Source organism: Mycobacterium sp. OAE908 (genome assembly GCF_017872775.1).
Taxonomy (GTDB): domain Bacteria; phylum Actinomycetota; class Actinomycetes; order Mycobacteriales; family Mycobacteriaceae; genus Mycobacterium.
The window spans coordinates 3,419,352-3,435,223 of sequence record NZ_JAGGJL010000001.1 but is presented as its reverse complement, the minus strand read 5'-3'; the positions used below and the strand labels follow the sequence as shown (position 1 = coordinate 3,435,223).

Here is a 15,872-nt window from a genome sequence, read left to right as displayed (position 1 = left end):
GTTCACGGTCATCCGTGGGGTTGCAGGACCGGGGTCCCCGGACGACGCGCGCCGAGGAGCCGCTGGGTGATCCTGACCCGCTGCTCGATGCCGAGCTGGCGCGCCAGCCGATTCTCGATGTATGCCTGGATGAACGTCCAGATCGTGGTCAGCGCAAGGTAATAGATCGCTGCAACGATGAAGATCTCGAACGTGTGGAAGGTGAAGGAACTGATCGACTGGGTGACCAGAAACATCTCACTCACGCCGATCACCGACAGCACCGACGTCGTCTTCATCATGCCGTTGAAGGAATTGCCCAGTGGCGGAACCATGACGCGCAGCGATTGCGGCACGATGATCCAGCGCATCACCTTGCCGGGTTTCATGCCGAGCGATGCCGCAGCCTCGAACTGCCCCTTTGGCACCGAATCCAGTCCGGCGCGGATGATCTCGGCGATGTAGGCGCTCTCGTTGACCATCAGCCCGATGATCGCGGCCTGCACGGCCGCTTTGACCGAAAGGCCGAAAAGCGAGACGTCGTGGAACTGGTAGAGGCCGACGGCCGCCAGCCCGGTGTAGATCAGAACCAGCTGCACCAGCAGCGGTGTCCCGCGGATCACCCAGATGTAAATGCTTGCACACCAACGCAAACCAGCGAATTGCGACCGTCGCATCAACGCGACGACCAGGCCCAGCGCGGTGGCCAGGGCCATGGCGATCACCGAGATCACGATGGTCAGCACCAGCCCGTCGAGAAATGGCCCGCTGGGCGTGACAAGGCTCTTCCAGAAGAACTGCCAATCAAAGTGCATCAGGACCGTCTTTCACCTCTGGATGCTGAGGTCCGTCTGCCCCCATTGCGCGAGGATCTTGGTGTAGCTGCCATCGGCTTCCAGCTGATTGAGCGCGTCCTGAATGGCGTTGTGCAACGACGTGTTTCCCTTCAGCGTTGCCGCTCCGATCTTGATGGTGCCGAACGGCTGCCCGGCCATTTGAATCTGCGCACCCGTCTTGGTTGCGTAGTAACCCAGCGACTCCGCGGTGTCGAGATACGCGTCGACCTGGCCGTTCTGGACCTGCTGAATGGAGACGTCGGCGTGGCTGTTGCGGCTGATGTCGACACCCTGCTTGCCTGCCGCGGTGCACTTGTCGGACTGTTCCTGTGAGAGCGACTCGGCCGTCGTCGCGACCGCGACAATGACCTTCTTTCCGCACAGGCTGTCGTCGAGTCCGGTGATGGCTGCCGGATGTTCTTTGGACACCGCGATTCCGGTGCCCGACCAGACGTAGGGCACGAAGTCGACCACTTTCTCGCGTTCCGGCTTGATGTACAGCTGCGCCATGATGACGTCGCACTGCTTGGCCTGCAATGTCGGGATCACGGCGGCGAAGGCGGACTCGACGAACTGTGGGGTCAGACCGAGCTTGCCTGCGATGGCCTTGCCGAGATCGACCTCGCTGCCGACCAGCGCGCCGGTCTCGTCGTGGTAGACGCTCGGCGGGGTTCCGTCGTTGGGCGCGCAGATCTTCAGGGTGCCGGCCTGCAAGATCGCTGGCGGTGCGACCTTGGCCGGGCCGGTGGTGGTCGACGCCGCCTGCTCGGATGACGATGAACAACCGGACAGGGCGAGGACGACGGCGCCGAGGATGACACCGGCGATTGCGGTCTTCTTCACGGTTCCTCCAGGACTCGGGCGGGGGCAGCGGTCCGGCGGAGCGTTGTGTGACGCCCGCCACACCGCTGGCCTATCAAACGATAGGCCCCTATCGGGCGATAGGCCAGCCCTTTGCGTAGTTCAGCCGCTTTTGTTGCACGGAATTAACGAATTGGCAGCGTTGCCGCAGGTCAGCGCAGAGCGGCGGTCTCGAGTTCGCCGAGTCGGTCTCGAGTGACCACCCGAATCTGTTCGAGCCTGGACTCATCGACGAGCAAGGCCCGCACGATGAAGTCGGCCGCCTGCATCGGCCGCTGCTCGCGAATGCGACCACCGGGGCCACCCTGCTCGCGCAGAGTTTCAAACAACACGCCGTTGACGGCGCGCTGCACGAAGCTCGGCTCGAAGACCACGAACTCCCCTGCCTCGCGGCCGCCGGAGATCAGCGCCTCGACCAGTTCGTGAAAGAGCGCGATGCCCGCGCGTTCGTCGGTGAACTCGTCGAGACCGAGCACGGCGTCTTGGTACAGACCGCGCGCGTCGAACGGCTGAATCAGCGCCTCACGCACATCGCAGGCGATCGTGAGATGCAGCTTTTCGGCCCACGTCGAATCCTCGGCGAGGCGACCGCGCACGCGGTCGATCGACGGTCCGAGATCCAATTCGACTAGCGTGCGGAAGATTTCGTGCTTTGCCCCGAAGTGATGGAACAGCGACGGCTGCCTGATGGCCACCGCATCTGCGATGTCGCGGGTCGAAGTTCCGAAGTAGCCGCGCTGGGCGAACAACGCCGACGCGGCAAGCAGGATGCGGCCCCGCGTCGACGCCCAGTCGACTGGTGCGGGTTGCCAACCCTGCTCGTACTTCACCGGTCGATTGTGTCACCGAACCGAACGGTCTCCGGGCAACGGCCCTATCGCTTGGTGAAAATCGTTCGGTGCCAATCCTTGTCGGCGACTCCGGTGATGTCGCTCATCACGTGCTTGATCGTGAGGTACTCCTCGAGCGAGTAATCGCTCATGTCCTTGCCGAAACCGGATGCGCCGAGCCCACCGTGCGGCATCTCGCTGATGATCGGGATGTGGTCGTTGATCCACACGCAGCCGGCCTTGATGTCGCGCGACGCACGCTGCGCGCGGTAGACGTCGCGGGTCCATGCCGAGGCTGCCAGACCGTAGTCGGTGTCATTGGCCTGCCGTAGCGCGTCGTCGTCGTCGGTGAACGACCGCACGGTCAGCACCGGGCCGAAGATCTCGTCGCGGTAGACCTCCGACTGCTCGGAGACATCGGCGATCAGCGTCGGCCGATAGAACGAGCCCGGCAGATCCGGGGCACTGCCACCGGTCACGATGCGCCCACCCTCCTCGGGCGCGCGAGCGACCATGCCGGCCACCTTGTCGCGGTGGGCCGCGGTGATCAGCGGGCCGAGATCGGTTTCGGGGTCGTGCGGATCGCCGACGACGACCTTGCCCATCACTTCTGCCACGCCGGCGACGAAGTCGTCGTAGAGCTCACGGGCCACGATCGCCCGCGTCGCTGCGGTGCAGTCCTGGCCGGTATTGATCAGCGCGCCAGCCACCGCACCCTGGATCGCGGCCTCCAGATCGGCGTCGTCGAACACCACGAACGGTGCCTTGCCGCCGAGTTCGAGCTGCACGCGATGACCGTGCACCGCCGCGGCTGCCATCACCTTGCGGCCGACCGCCGTCGATCCGGTGAACGTCACCACGTCGACGTCGCGGTGCCCGGCCAGTGCGGTGCCTGCATCGGCACCCGCCCCGGTCACCACGTTGAACACGCCGGCGGGCAGCCCCGCCTCACTGGCCAGCCGAGCCAGCGTCAGTGTCGTCAACGGAGTCAGCTCGCAAGGCTTGATCACCACGCTGCATCCGGCGGCCAACGCGGGCAACACTTTCCACACCGCCATCTGCAGCGGGTAGTTCCACGGCGTGATGGTGGCGACCACACCGACGGCCTCGCGCCGGATGCTCGACGTGTGATCGCCCGAGTACTCCGCGGTGGCCTTGCCCTCGAGATGGCGGGCCGCGCCCGCGAAGAAGTCGATGTTGTCGACGCTGCCCGGCACGTCGAACTCGGCGGCCAGCCGCACGGGTTTACCGGTCTGGCTGACCTCCTCGCCAACCAGATCATCCGCGTGCTCGTCGGCCAGCTTCGCCAATTTGGCCAGCACCGCGGACCGATCGGCGGGCGTCGCGGTCGCCCAACCGGACAGCGCAGCGCGCGCGGACGCCACCGCCCGGTCGACGTCGGCAGCGGTGGCCAGCGCGTAGTCGGCGACGGGCTGGCCGGTCGCCGGGTTGATGACCTGATGGCTGGCGCCGCCGTTTTCCACCGGGGCGCCGTCGATCCAGCTGCCTGCCACGCTGGTAGATACCGTCCGGCCCTGAAGCACAGTCATGGCCCAACGCTAGCCCACGCCTCACGGCCCGGCTACGCATTCCCGCCGCGCGAGGCCCTCCAAACGAGGGATTTCATCGCTGTAGTTGCTTGTAACGACGGATTCCGTGCACAATCACTGGCATGGCCAACCCCGGCGCACCGCAGCCACTGGGCCCCGTCTCGTTCCGCGTCAACCAGTCTCGACCTGGCGCGGCGTTCCAGCTCGACGAGTTGTCGAAGCAGATCATCGAGAAGTTGCAGCAGGACGGCCGCCGATCGTATGCGGGCATCGGCAAGGCGGTCGGGCTGTCGGAGGCCGCGGTCCGTCAACGTGTCCAGCGGATGGTCGACGCCGGTGTCATGCAGATCGTCGCAGTCACCGATCCGATGCAACTGGGCTTCGCCCGCCAGGCGATGATCGGCATCCGCTGCACCGGTGACACCACCCGCGTCGCCGAGAAGTTGGCCGCCCTCGAATCCGTCGACTACGTGGTGCTCACCGCCGGCTCGTTCGACGCCATCGTCGAGGTCGTCTGCGAGGACGACGACGACCTACTTGACCTACTCAATACTCAAATTCGCGCATTGCCTGGGGTGATATCCACCGAGACACTTGTTTACCTGAGACTCGTTAAGCAGCAATACAATTGGGGTACAAGATGACAACTACCGATATCACACAAGAGGTTTCAACCGATCTGGGCGCAAAGGCCGCCCGTCACCTATGGGGTCACTTCGCCCGCCATGGCGAAGGCATCACGCCGCCGATCATCACCCGCGGCGAGGGCGTGATGATCTGGGACGACAAGGGCAAGAGCTACATCGACGGCCTGTCAGGTCTTTTCGTCGTTCAGGTGGGCCATGGCCGCAAGGAACTCGCCGAGGCCGCGGCCAAGCAGGCCGAGACGCTGTCGTTCTTTCCGCTGTGGTCGTATGCCACGCCGACCGCGATCGAACTGTCCGAGCGGATCGCCGGATATGCGCCGGGTGACCTGAATCGGGTGTTCTTCACCACCGGCGGCGGCGAGGCCGTTGAGTCGGCGTGGAAACTGGCCAAGAACTACTTCAAGCTCACCGGCAAACCCGGTAAGCACAAGGTCATTTCGCGTGCGATCGCCTATCACGGCACCCCGCAGGGTGCGCTGGCGATCACCGGGCTTCCTGCATTCAAGGCACAGTTCGAGCCGCTGACGCCGGGTGGCTTCCGCGCGCCGAACACCAACTTCTACCGCGCACCGGAACCATATGCCCACGACGTCAAGGCGTTCGGGCAGTACTGTGCCGACCGCATCGCCGAGGCCATCGAGTTCGAGGGCCCCGACACTGTCGCGGCCGTTTTCCTCGAGCCGGTGCAGAACGCAGGCGGCTGCTTCCCGCCGCCACCCGGATACTTCGAGCGGGTCCGCGAGATCTGCGACGAGTACGACGTGCTGCTGGTGTCCGACGAAGTGATCTGCGCCTACGGCCGGATCGGCTCGATGTTCGCCTGTGACGACTTCGGGTACGTACCCGACATCATCACGTGCGCAAAGGGTTTGACGTCGGGCTACTCTCCGATCGGCGCGATGATCGCCAGCGACCGGCTCTTCGAGCCGTTCAACGACGGCAAGACGACGTTCGCCCACGGCTACACCTTCGGCGGCCACCCGGTCTCGTCGGCGGTGGCGCTGGCCAACCTCGACATCTTCGAGCGCGAGGGGATCAACGACCACGTCAAGGAGTCGGCACCGGCGTTCCGCGCGACGCTGGAGAAGCTCTACGACCTGCCGATCGTCGGTGACGTCCGCGGTGAGGGCTTCTTCTACGGCATCGAACTCGTCAAGGACAAGACCACCAAGGAGACGTTCAACGACGAGGAGTCCGAGCGACTGCTGCGCGGCTTCCTGACGCCCGCGATTTTCGAGGCCGGGCTGTACTGCCGCGCCGACGACCGCGGCGACCCAGTCGTGCAGTTGGCGCCGCCGCTGATCAGCGGGCAGAAGGAGTTCGACGCCATCTACGAGATCCTGCACGGAGTGCTGAGCGAAGCCAGCCGAATGATCTAGCCAGACCGGTAGCCTCGGGCGCGTGACAACCGCGCCGAAGCCACCCGTCGACCCCGTCCGCTGGCAACCGCCACCCGTCGACGCGCTGCCGGAAGTGCCCTCGGCCGACCTCACCGTCGTCCCGGTGCCCGGCAACGCGCCGGAGGATGTGGTCGTCGACGCCGACGGCAACATCTGGACAGGCGTCGACGACGGACGCATCGTGCGGATCACGCCCGACGGTCAGCCCACGGTCGTCGGTACCGCAGAGGGCCGTCCGCTGGGACTGGCCGTCGCGCGCGACGGACGGCTGCTGGTGTGCACCAGCCCCGGCGGCCTGCTCGTGATGGACACAGGCAGCGGCAAGTTTGAGACGCTCGTCGAAGAGGTCGACGGTCACCGGTTGCAGTTCTGCTCGAATGTGACCGAAACACCGGACGGCACAATCTATTTCACCGAGTCGACAAGTGCCTTCACGTATGCGAACTATGTGGGTGCGATCTTCGAGGCGCGCGGCCGCGGGAGCCTGTTCCGCCGCGATCCCGACGGCACCGTGCTGACCGTCGTGCCGGGGTTGTACTTCGCCAACGGCGTGACACCGACGGCGGACGGGTCGGCGTTGGTGTTCGCCGAGACGCAGGGACGACGGCTGTCGAAGTACTGGTTGACCGGGTCGCAGGCAGGAACCGTCACACCGCTGGCGGTCAATCTGCCCGGCATGCCCGACAACCTGTCGACCGGCGCCGACGGCCGCATCTGGTGCGCATTGGTCACCCCCGCGAACCGCGTGGCGGACCGACTGGCGGCGGGGCCACCGATTCTCCGCAAGATTTTGTGGCGCCTGCCGGACCGACTTCAGCCGAAGCCGGAATCGGTGGTGTGGGCCGTCGCGTTCGATCCGGACAGCGGTAAGGCGGTCGCCGGCGTGCGCACGACGCATCCGTCCTTCGGTCTGGTGACCGGCCTCGTCGAGTCGGACGGGAAGCTCTGGATGGGCTGCATCGGGGCGCCGGCGGTCGCGCACTGCGACCTTGCAGCGCTCGTGCTCTGACCGAGCGCCCGCGCCCGCGAAGTCACATTTGTAACTTCAAACTCATCAGTCACAGCGCGCCTCCACGGGATCGGGCGGATGTCCGCCTAATCTTCGGTCACGATGGCGAACGTTCGAATCGCGTTACCGCGGGCCGCAGCGCTGGCAGCGGCGCTTTTCCTGGTGGCAGGCCCGGCCATGGCAACGGCCGAGCCCGATCAGGCACCCCCGGAAGCGGCGACGTGCCCGTACCGGGAGTCGACGCCACCTGCCGTCGACTCCTCCGAGGTGCCTGAGGCCGGGGATCCGCCTGCGCCGCTGCCGGTTCCGGCCAAGCCGCTCGGCGGTGACGCGCTGTCCGGGTGCGGCATCGTCACCGCTCCCGGCACGCCGCCGGTACCCGAGGACATCTCCGCAGAGGCGTGGCTGGTCGCCGACCTCGACACCGGCGACGTCATCGCCGCCCGCGACCCGCACGGCAGGCATCGGCCCGCCAGCATCATCAAGGTGCTGATCGCCACGCAGGCGCTGCGAGAGTTGCCGATCCACAAAGTGGTTGCGGGCACACAGGAGGACGCCAACGCCGAGGGCACCAAGGTCGGCGTCGGTGAGAACGGCTTCTATTCGATCAACGACCTGCTGCACGGGCTTCTCATGCACTCCGGCAACGACGCCGCGCACGCTCTGGCCATGCAACTCGGCGGGATGGATACCGCGCTACAGAAGATCAACGACCTTGCCGGCAAGCTCGGCGGCCGCGACACCCGTGCGGCGACGCCGTCGGGTCTCGACGGGCCTGGCATGAGCACGTCAGCCTACGACCTCGGCCTGTTCTACCGATTCGCTTGGCAGAACCCGACTTTCGCCGACATTGTGGCTACGCGCACGTTCGACTTTCCCGGCCGCGGCGACGTCGGCTATCCGGTCGAAAACGACAATCAGCTGCTCTACAACTACCCCGGCGCGATGGGCGGAAAGACCGGCTACACCGACGATGCCGGGCAGACGTTCGTCGGCGCGGCCAACCACGACGGCCGCCGGTTGATGGCCGTGCTGCTGCACGGCACTCGCCAGCCGATCGCGCCGTGGGAGCAGGCCGCACACCTGCTGGACTATGGCTTCGCGACCGCACCCGGCACCAAGGTGGGCACGCTGATCGAGCCCGATCCGTCGCTGCTCGCAGCCAAGCCGGACGCCGCACCCAACCCGGCGACCGCCGCCGCCTCCACCCCGCTGCCGGACATCAACGCGATGCCGGTTCGGGTCGGCGTCGGCATCGTCGGGTCGATCGTCGTGTTCGGACTCATCATGGGCGCACGGTCGCTTAACCGGCGCCCGACGCTCTAGTGTTTGCGTAACCGCGAAAAGCTCAGCGCGCCAAGCGCTCCCACTGCCGCAGCCGTCAGCGCCCCGCGCACCCCGAGACCCTCGCGGATCTGCACCCGCGGCGTGATCTGCGCGGGCGCCGGTGGTTCCGCGGGTGCGGGCACGAGGTTTTCGGTCGACGTCGCCGCCCACGCCGTAGCGAACAGGATCAATCGGGCGGTGATGTAGGCGAAGACCATCAGACCCAGCACTGGACCGAACGTCGCGCCCGCCGGTCCTGTCACCACCGATCGCAGGTAGATCGAGGCCACCTGCTTGAAGATCTCGAAGGCCACCGCCGCCAGCAGACCGGCCTTCGCCGCACTGCGAAGGCTGACCGACTCCCGCGGCAGCCGCGCGATGATCCAGGTGAACAGCAGCCACGAGACCGCGATGGACACCAGCAGCGACACCACCCGCAGACCCAGGTCGACGCCCGGAACATTCTGCAGCCCAAGCCATTCCAGCACGCGCTTCATCAGACCCGAACTGCCGAGAGCCGTCAGCGCGGTGGTGAGGACGATCGCCACGAACAGACCGGCGATGGCAATGAGATCGGACAGTTTCGTGCGGAGGAATCCCGGCGGGTCATGGCGCAGCAGCCCCCACATCTGGCTCAGCGCCTCGCGCAGATTGGCCATCCAACCGAGGCCGGCCCATGCCGCGGTCGCCAAGCCGATGATGCCTACCGAGGTACGCGACTTGATCGCCGAATCCATCAGGTCGATCAGTTGCTGGCCGGCGTTTCCAGACACCGCCGACTTGATGCGCTGGGTGATCTCGGCGAGCAGGTCAGGCTGGCTGGCCAGGATGAAGCCACCGATCGAGAAGCCGACCATCAGCAGGGGGAACAGCGCGAAAATCGTGAAGTAGGTGATGCCCGCGGCGTAGAAGTCGCCCTTGCTGTCCTGATAGCGCCCCTGCGCTCGCATCACGTGGTCGAACCACCCGTACCGCGCCCGCAGGCGATCAAGGATCCCCGGTTTGGCCGGCTCGGCCGGTTCTGTCATCCAGCCTCCCCGGAAAGCGTTATGCGCGTGGCGCTAAGAACCCTAACCGGTCATATACCCGCTTGAGAGTCTTGGCAGACACGTCCCTTGCGCGCTCAGCACCCGTGGCCAGCACCGCCTCGAGTTCGGCCGGATCGTCGAGCAGTTCGTCGACGCGCTCCTTGATCGGCGTGACGAACTCGACGACGGCCTCGGCCGTATCGGTCTTGAGGTCTCCGTAGCCGCGGCCCGCGTAGCCCGCGACGAGCTTGTCCACGTCGGTCCCGGTGACGGCGGCCTGGATGGTCAGCAGGTTGGACACCCCCGGCTTGGCGCCCTGGTCGAACCGGATCTCGCGCTCACTGTCGGTGACGGCAGAGCGGATCTTCTTCGCCGAGGCCTTCGGATCGTCGAGCAGGCTGATCAGCCCGGCCTCGGTGGCCGCCGACTTGCTCATCTTCGACGTCGGATCCTGCAGGTCGTAGATCTTGGCCGTGGCCTTCTGGATCAACACGTCGGGCACGACGAACGTCTCGGGGAAGCGGGCATTGAACCGCTGCGCGACGTCGCGGGCCAACTCCAGGTGCTGGCGCTGGTCCTCGCCGACCGGAACCAGATCGGTGTCGTAGAGCAGGACGTCGGCGGCCATCAGCACCGGGTAGGTGAACAATCCCACCGTGGTGGCTTCGCTGCCTTCCTTCTGCGACTTGTCCTTGAACTGAGTCATCCGCGAGGCTTGCCCGAAACCGGTGAAACAGCCCAGCGCCCAAGCGAGTTCGGCGTGTGCGGGCACGTGGCTCTGCACGAAGATCGTGCTGCGCGACGGGTCGATGCCCAGCGCCAGGTACTGCGCGGCCGTGACCAACGTGCGCCGCCGCAGCTGCTCAGGGTCCTGCGGGATCGTGATCGCATGCAGGTCGACCACGCAGAAGAACGCGTCGTAGTCGTCCTGCATGCCGACCCACTGCTTGATCGCGCCTAAAGCGTTGCCCAGGTGCAGGGAATCAGAGGTGGGCTGGACACCGGAAAAGACGACAGGGCGGGAAGTGCTCATGATGGCTCAAGTTTCGCACGCCTCAACCAACGGATTTTTCGGCGCTCTGCTCCCGCGACTGTTCCAGCGCCCGTCGCGCGAACACCCACCGCTCGGTGATCGCCATCTGACCGCGGCCCCTGCCGAGGAACGTGACGAACCACGAGATGACGGCGATCAGCCGGTTACGACCGCCCACCAGGTAGTAGAGGTGCAGGCCGAGCCACGCCAGCCACGCGAGGAAGCCGCCGAACTCCAGCTTGCCGATCTGGCACACCGCGGAGAACCGCGAGACCGTCGCCATGCTGCCTTTGTCGAAGTACTTGAACGGCTTTCGTGCCGAAGGCTGCTCGCCCTTGAGTTCGGCCTTGATCTGCTTGGTGGCATACACCGCGCCCTGGATCGCGCCCTGCGCCTGGCCGGGCACACCGGGCACGCTCATCAGATCGCCGACGACAAAGACGTTCGGATGGCCCTTCACTGTGAGGTCGGGCTCGACGACCACCCGGCCGGCCCGATCGACTTCTGTGCCATCGGACTGCGCGGCGATCATCTTGCCGAGCGGGCTGGCCTGCACACCGGCCGACCACACCTTGACGGCGGCCTCGATACGGCGTTCCTCGTCACCCTCCTTGACGGTCAGGCCCATGTAGTCGACGTCGGTGACCATCGTCTTCAGCTTGACCTCGACGCCCATCTTCTCCAGCCTGCGCTGCGCCTTGAGCCCGAGCTTCGGGCCCATCGGCGGCAACACCGCGGGTGCGGCCTCGACGAGAATCACGCGCGCCTCGGCCGGGTCGATCGTCCGGAACGCTCCGGTCAAGGTCCGGTCCGCCAGCTCGGCGATCTGGCCGACCACCTCGACGCCGGTGGGGCCCGCACCGACGACGACGAACGTCAGCCGCCGTTTGCGTTCCTCCTCCGACGTCGTCACCTCGGCCGCCTCGAACGCACCGAGGATGCGACCGCGCAACTCGAGCGCGTCGTCGACGGTCTTCATGCCCGGCGCAAACGCCTCGAACTGATCGTTGCCGAAATAGGACTGCTGCGCGCCCGCCGCGACGATCAGGCTGTCGAACGGCGTGACCCGCTCCCAGTCGAGGAGTTTCGACGTGACGGTCTTGTTCTTCAGGTCGATGCCGACGACCTCGCCGAGCAACACTTGCGCATTCTTCTGCTTACGCAAGATGATTCGCGTCGCGGGCGCTATCTCACCGACCGACAGGATGCCTGTGGCGACCTGGTACAGCAGCGGCTGGAACAGGTGATGCGTGGTCTTCGCGATCAGGGTGACGTCGACGTCGGCGCGCTTGAGGTGCTTGGCCGCGAACAGCCCGCCGAAGCCCGATCCGATGATGACGACGCGATGGCGCATTGGCCAACCCTATCTCGCCAGTTGTGTGCAGTTTGTGGCGGTGAGCGCAACAAACTGCACAGAACTCACCAATATTCAACCGTTACCGGCGCGTGGTCGGACCACCGCAGCGCATACGCCTCGGCCCGCTCCACCCGCGCGCTACTCGCCCTCGCCGCCAGCCCGTGGCTCGCAAGCTGGTAGTCGATGCGCCAGCCTGCGTCGTTGTCGAACGCCCTGCCCCGCCATGACCACCACGAGTACGGTCCCGCCACGTCCGGATGCAGCGCACGAACGACGTCGACCCAGCCAGCGGCCAACAGTTCGGTCAGCCATTGCCGTTCGGCGGGAAGGAATCCCGACTTCTTCACGTTTCCGCGCCAGTTCTTGATGTCGTTCTCGGTGTGCGCGATGTTCCAGTCGCCACAGACCACAGCGTCACGGTCGGTCAGCGTCGACATGCGGTGCGCGAGCGCCGTCATGAACCGCTCCTTCTCGAGCTGGCGGTCGGTGCCTGCCTCACCGGTCTGCACGTACACGCTCGCGACCGTGAGCCCGTCTATGTCGACCTCGACATAGCGCCCGTGCAACGCGAATTCGTCGGCGCCGAGGTCGCGCACCTGATGGATCGGATGTCGGCTCAGCACGGCAACTCCGTTGCGGCCCTTGAGATCTCCACCCGCGGATGCCAGCTGCCAGCCGTCGGACAGCGCTGGGCTGAGCGCGCAGGCGAGTTGATCGTCGTCGGCCCGCGTCTCCTGCAGACACACCACATCGGCCTTGGTTTCGGCCAGCCACGGCAGCAGACCGAGGTTGGTCTCCGACCGCTGCCTGATCGCCGCGCGGATGCCGTTGACGTTGATCGTGGTGACAATCACGGCCTCAGACCGTAGTCGACCGGCTTGCGATACCGGCGGTATCACCTTTATGGTCGGGCTCATGACCGAGCGCGCACCGATACACCTGGGCTCCGGCGAACCGATGCTTTTGCTGCATCCGTTCATGATGTCGCAGAGCGTGTGGAAAGGCGTCGCACCGCTGATTGCTGGCACTGGTCGTTACGAGGTGTTCGCGCCGACCCTGCCCGGCCACAACGGCGGCGTCAAAGGCCGGTTCTTCCTGGATACCGCCGAGTTGGCCGACGACATGGAACGTCGGATGGATGCGCTGGGCTGGGACACCGCACACATCGTCGGCAACTCGCTCGGCGGCTGGGTGGCCTTCGAGCTGGAACGCCGCGGCCGGGCGCGCACGCTGACCGGCATCGCGCCGGCCGGCGGCTGGAGCCATCTGACGCCCGCCAAGTTCGAAATCGTCGGCAAGTTCGTTGCCGGCCTGCCCGTTTACCTGGTCGCCAAGGCGCTCGGTCCCCGTGCCCTGAAGCTGCCATACGTGCGCCAGCTCGGCTACGTGCCGATCAGCGCGAGCGCCGACCGGCTCACCGACGAGGACTGGCTCGACATCATCGACGACGTCACCCACTGCCCCGCCTACTACCAGCTGTTGGTCAAGTCGCTGTTGCTGCCTGGTCTGCAGGAGCTGGCCGAAGGCACCGCGCCGACGCATCTGGTCATCTGCGAAAAGGACCACGTGCTCCCGCATCCGCGCTTCACCCGGCACTTCACCAAGCACCTGCCGGAGGCCACGGAGATCACGCATCTGGATGCCGTCGGGCACATCCCGATGTTCGAAGCACCGCAGCGCGTCGCCGATCTGATCGTCAACTTCGTCGACCGCTATGCGACGCCGCCGCCGCAGAAGGCGTTCGGCTAACCCTTTGTCACCGGCTCGGCCGTCACGCCTTCCAGCGCCGAATTGAGTGTCTTGCTCGGCCGCATCACCGCGGCCGTCTTCTCCGGGTCCGGCCAGTAGTAGCCGCCGATGTCGACCGAATTCCCTTGCACCTCAGCCAGTTCGGCGACGATCGCGTCCTCGTTCTCGGCGAGCGTCTTGGCCAGGCCCGCGAAGTGGCCTGCCAGTTCTTGATCCTCGGTTTGCTCGGCCAGTTCCTGCGCCCAGTACATCGCGAGGTAGTACTGGCTGCCGCGGTTGTCGAGCTCACCGGTCTTGCGTGACGGGGCCTTGTCGTTCTCCAGCAGCTTGCCGATCGCACCGTCGAGCGTCTTGCCCAACAGTTCGGCCCGCTTGTTGCCGGTCTTGGCGCCAAGGTCTTCGAAGCAGGCACCCAGTGCGAGGAACTCGCCAAGCGAATCCCAGCGCAGGTGGTTCTCCTCGACCAACTGGTGCACATGCTTGGGCGCCGAACCACCCGCGCCGGTTTCGTACATGCCGCCGCCGGCCATCAGCGGGACGATCGACAGCATCTTCGCGCTGGTGCCCAGTTCGAGGATCGGGAACAGGTCAGTCAGGTAGTCGCGCAGGATGTTTCCGGTCGCGGCGATGGTGTCCTGGCCGCGAATCAGCCGCTCCAGCGTGTACCGCATGGCCCACACCTGCGGCATGATCTGGATGTGGAGGCCCTCGGTGTCGTGGTCGGCCAGATAGGTCTTCACCTTCTTGCGCAACTCGACCTCATGCGGGCGCTCGGTGTCCAGCCAGAACAGCACCGTCATGCCGGAGGCCCTGCCACGGTTCACGGCGAGCTTCACCCAGTCCTGGATCGCGGCGTCTTTCACCACTGGCATGCGCCAGATGTCGCCGGTCTCCACGTTCTGGCTCAGCAGTACCTCGCCGGTGTCGATGTCGACGATGTTGGCGACACCGTCGGTGGGGATCTCGAACGTCTTGTCGTGGCTGCCGTACTCCTCGGCCTGCTGCGCCATCAGCCCGACGTTGGGAACGGTTCCCATGGTTCTCGGGTCGAACTGGCCATGCGTCTTACAGAAGTTGACCATTTCCTGGTAGATCCGGGAGAACGTCGACTCGGGGTTCACCGCCTTGGTGTCCTTGGTCCGGCCGTCGGCGCCATACATCTTGCCGCCCAACCGGATCATCGCGGGCATCGACGCGTCGACGATCACGTCGCTGGGTGAATGGAAGTTGGTGATGCCACGCGCCGAGTCGACCATCGCCACCTCGGGCCGGTGTTCGTGCACGGCGTGGATGTCGCGGATGATCTCCTCGCGTTGCGAGGCGGGCAGCGACTCGATCTTGGCGTACAGATCCGACATCCCGTTGTTGACGTTGACGCCGAGTTCGTCGAGCACGGCCTGATGCTTGGCGAAGGCTTCCTTGTAGAACACCTTGACCGCGTGGCCGAACACGATGGGGTGGCTGACCTTCATCATGGTCGCCTTCACGTGCAGCGAGAACATCACGCCGGTCTTGTACGCGTCCTCGATCTGCTCTTCGAAGAAGTCGCACAGCGCCTTCTTGCTCATGAACATGCTGTCGATGATGTCGCCCTCGTCGAGCGCGACTTCTGGCTTGAGCACGATGGTTTCGCCGTTTTTGGGCTCGAGCACCATCTTGACCTTGCGCGCCTTGTCGAGCGTCATCGACTTCTCGCCGTGATAGAAATCGCCGCGCTTCATGGTCGCGACGTGGGTGCGCGAGGCCTGCGACCACTCACCCATGCTGTGCGGATGCCTGCGCGCGTACTCCTTGACCGCATTGGGCGCGCGTCGATCCGAATTGCCTTCGCGCAGAACGGGGTTCACGGCACTGCCGAGAATCTTGCCGTAGCGCTCCTTGATCGCCTTTTCCTCGTCGTTCTTCGGCTCGCCCGGGTAGTCGGGCAGGTCGTAGCCCTTCTCCCGTAGCTCCTTGATGGCGGCCAGCAGCTGCGGCACCGAGGCACTGATGTTCGGCAACTTGATGATGTTGGTTTCGGGGTGGTGGGTCAGCTCACCGAGCGTGGCCAGGTTGTCAGGGACCCGCTGCTCCTCGGTCAGCCGGTCGGAGAACTCACTGAGGATGCGCGCCGCCACCGAGATGTCGCTGGTTTCGACGTTGATGCCGGCCGGCTCGGTGAAGGTGCGGATGATCGGGAGGAAGCCGTAGGTCGCAAGCAGCGGCGCCTCGTCGGTCAGCGTGTAGATGATGGTCGGCTGCTCGGCGCTCATTGTGTTGTCTCCCGG

14 protein-coding genes are annotated in these 15,872 nt (G+C 65.6%); 5 read left to right on the top strand and 9 right to left on the bottom strand.

The features are described 5' to 3' along the window. Positions 1-8: 8 nt before the first annotated feature. From J3E61_RS16890 to J3E61_RS16875, 4 genes are all read right to left on the bottom strand, one after another. Positions 9-794 (bottom strand): amino acid ABC transporter permease, encoded by a 786-nt coding sequence (locus J3E61_RS16890; protein WP_210084325.1) that lies wholly within the window; start codon positions 792-794, stop codon positions 9-11. Between the two features lie 12 nt (positions 795-806). After that, a complete protein-coding gene (locus J3E61_RS16885) occupies positions 807-1,658 on the bottom strand; it encodes an ABC transporter substrate-binding protein (protein ID WP_210084324.1) in 852 nt (283 codons plus the stop codon). 170 nt (positions 1,659-1,828) lie between these two features. Further along, positions 1,829-2,506, bottom strand: a complete 678-nt coding sequence (locus tag J3E61_RS16880) for a TetR/AcrR family transcriptional regulator (protein ID WP_210084323.1) — start codon at positions 2,504-2,506, stop codon at positions 1,829-1,831. A gap of 44 nt (positions 2,507-2,550) precedes the next feature. Continuing rightward, positions 2,551-4,056: a gamma-aminobutyraldehyde dehydrogenase gene (locus J3E61_RS16875; RefSeq protein WP_210084322.1), complete on the bottom strand. Its 1,506-nt coding sequence runs from the start codon at positions 4,054-4,056 to the stop codon at positions 2,551-2,553. Between the two features lie 122 nt (positions 4,057-4,178). Between J3E61_RS16875 and J3E61_RS16870 the strand changes: the two genes are divergently transcribed. The 4 genes from J3E61_RS16870 to J3E61_RS16855 all read left to right on the top strand — a co-directional run bounded on the left by J3E61_RS16870 (position 4,179) and on the right by J3E61_RS16855 (position 8,438). After that, positions 4,179-4,700 (top strand): AsnC family transcriptional regulator, encoded by a 522-nt coding sequence (locus J3E61_RS16870; RefSeq protein WP_192721856.1) that lies wholly within the window; start codon positions 4,179-4,181, stop codon positions 4,698-4,700. Then, the gene (locus J3E61_RS16865) at positions 4,697-6,082 is read left to right on the top strand and encodes an aspartate aminotransferase family protein (protein ID WP_210084321.1); all 1,386 of its coding nucleotides are present in this window, start codon (positions 4,697-4,699) and stop codon (positions 6,080-6,082) included. Before J3E61_RS16870 ends, J3E61_RS16865 begins: the two co-directional genes overlap by 4 nt. A gap of 22 nt (positions 6,083-6,104) precedes the next feature. After that, a complete protein-coding gene (locus J3E61_RS16860) occupies positions 6,105-7,112 on the top strand; it encodes an SMP-30/gluconolactonase/LRE family protein (RefSeq protein ID WP_210084320.1) in 1,008 nt (335 codons plus the stop codon). Positions 7,113-7,214: 102 nt separating this feature from the next. Further along, positions 7,215-8,438, top strand: a complete 1,224-nt coding sequence (locus J3E61_RS16855) for a D-alanyl-D-alanine carboxypeptidase (RefSeq protein WP_210084319.1) — start codon at positions 7,215-7,217, stop codon at positions 8,436-8,438. On the opposite strand, the gene yhjD is transcribed toward J3E61_RS16855, so the two are convergent. The 4 genes from yhjD to xth all read right to left on the bottom strand — a co-directional run bounded on the left by yhjD (position 8,435) and on the right by xth (position 12,710). After that, positions 8,435-9,466, bottom strand: coding sequence for an inner membrane protein YhjD (gene yhjD / locus J3E61_RS16850; protein WP_210084318.1), 1,032 nt, complete (start codon positions 9,464-9,466; stop codon positions 8,435-8,437). The two genes, J3E61_RS16855 and yhjD, sit on opposite strands and share 4 nt — an antisense overlap. A 19-nt stretch (positions 9,467-9,485) precedes the next feature. Next, positions 9,486-10,499 carry a tryptophan--tRNA ligase gene (gene trpS / locus J3E61_RS16845; RefSeq protein WP_210084317.1) on the bottom strand — a complete coding sequence of 338 codons (1,014 nt, stop codon included), beginning with the start codon at positions 10,497-10,499 and terminating at the stop codon, positions 9,486-9,488. A gap of 22 nt (positions 10,500-10,521) precedes the next feature. Continuing rightward, positions 10,522-11,853, bottom strand: a complete 1,332-nt coding sequence (locus J3E61_RS16840; protein ID WP_210084316.1) for an NAD(P)/FAD-dependent oxidoreductase — start codon at positions 11,851-11,853, stop codon at positions 10,522-10,524. A gap of 65 nt (positions 11,854-11,918) precedes the next feature. Further along, entirely contained in the window at positions 11,919-12,710 is a 792-nt protein-coding gene (xth, locus tag J3E61_RS16835) for an exodeoxyribonuclease III (RefSeq protein WP_210084315.1), read from the bottom strand. 61 nt (positions 12,711-12,771) lie between these two features. On the opposite strand from xth, the gene J3E61_RS16830 reads away from it, so the two are divergent. Continuing rightward, positions 12,772-13,605 (top strand): alpha/beta hydrolase, encoded by an 834-nt coding sequence (locus tag J3E61_RS16830; RefSeq protein WP_210084314.1) that lies wholly within the window; start codon positions 12,772-12,774, stop codon positions 13,603-13,605. Here the strand turns inward: J3E61_RS16830 and J3E61_RS16825 are convergent. Beyond that, the gene (locus J3E61_RS16825) at positions 13,602-15,857 is read right to left on the bottom strand and encodes an NADP-dependent isocitrate dehydrogenase (protein ID WP_192721865.1); all 2,256 of its coding nucleotides are present in this window, start codon (positions 15,855-15,857) and stop codon (positions 13,602-13,604) included. The two genes, J3E61_RS16830 and J3E61_RS16825, sit on opposite strands and share 4 nt — an antisense overlap. Between the last annotated feature and the right edge of the window lie 15 nt (positions 15,858-15,872).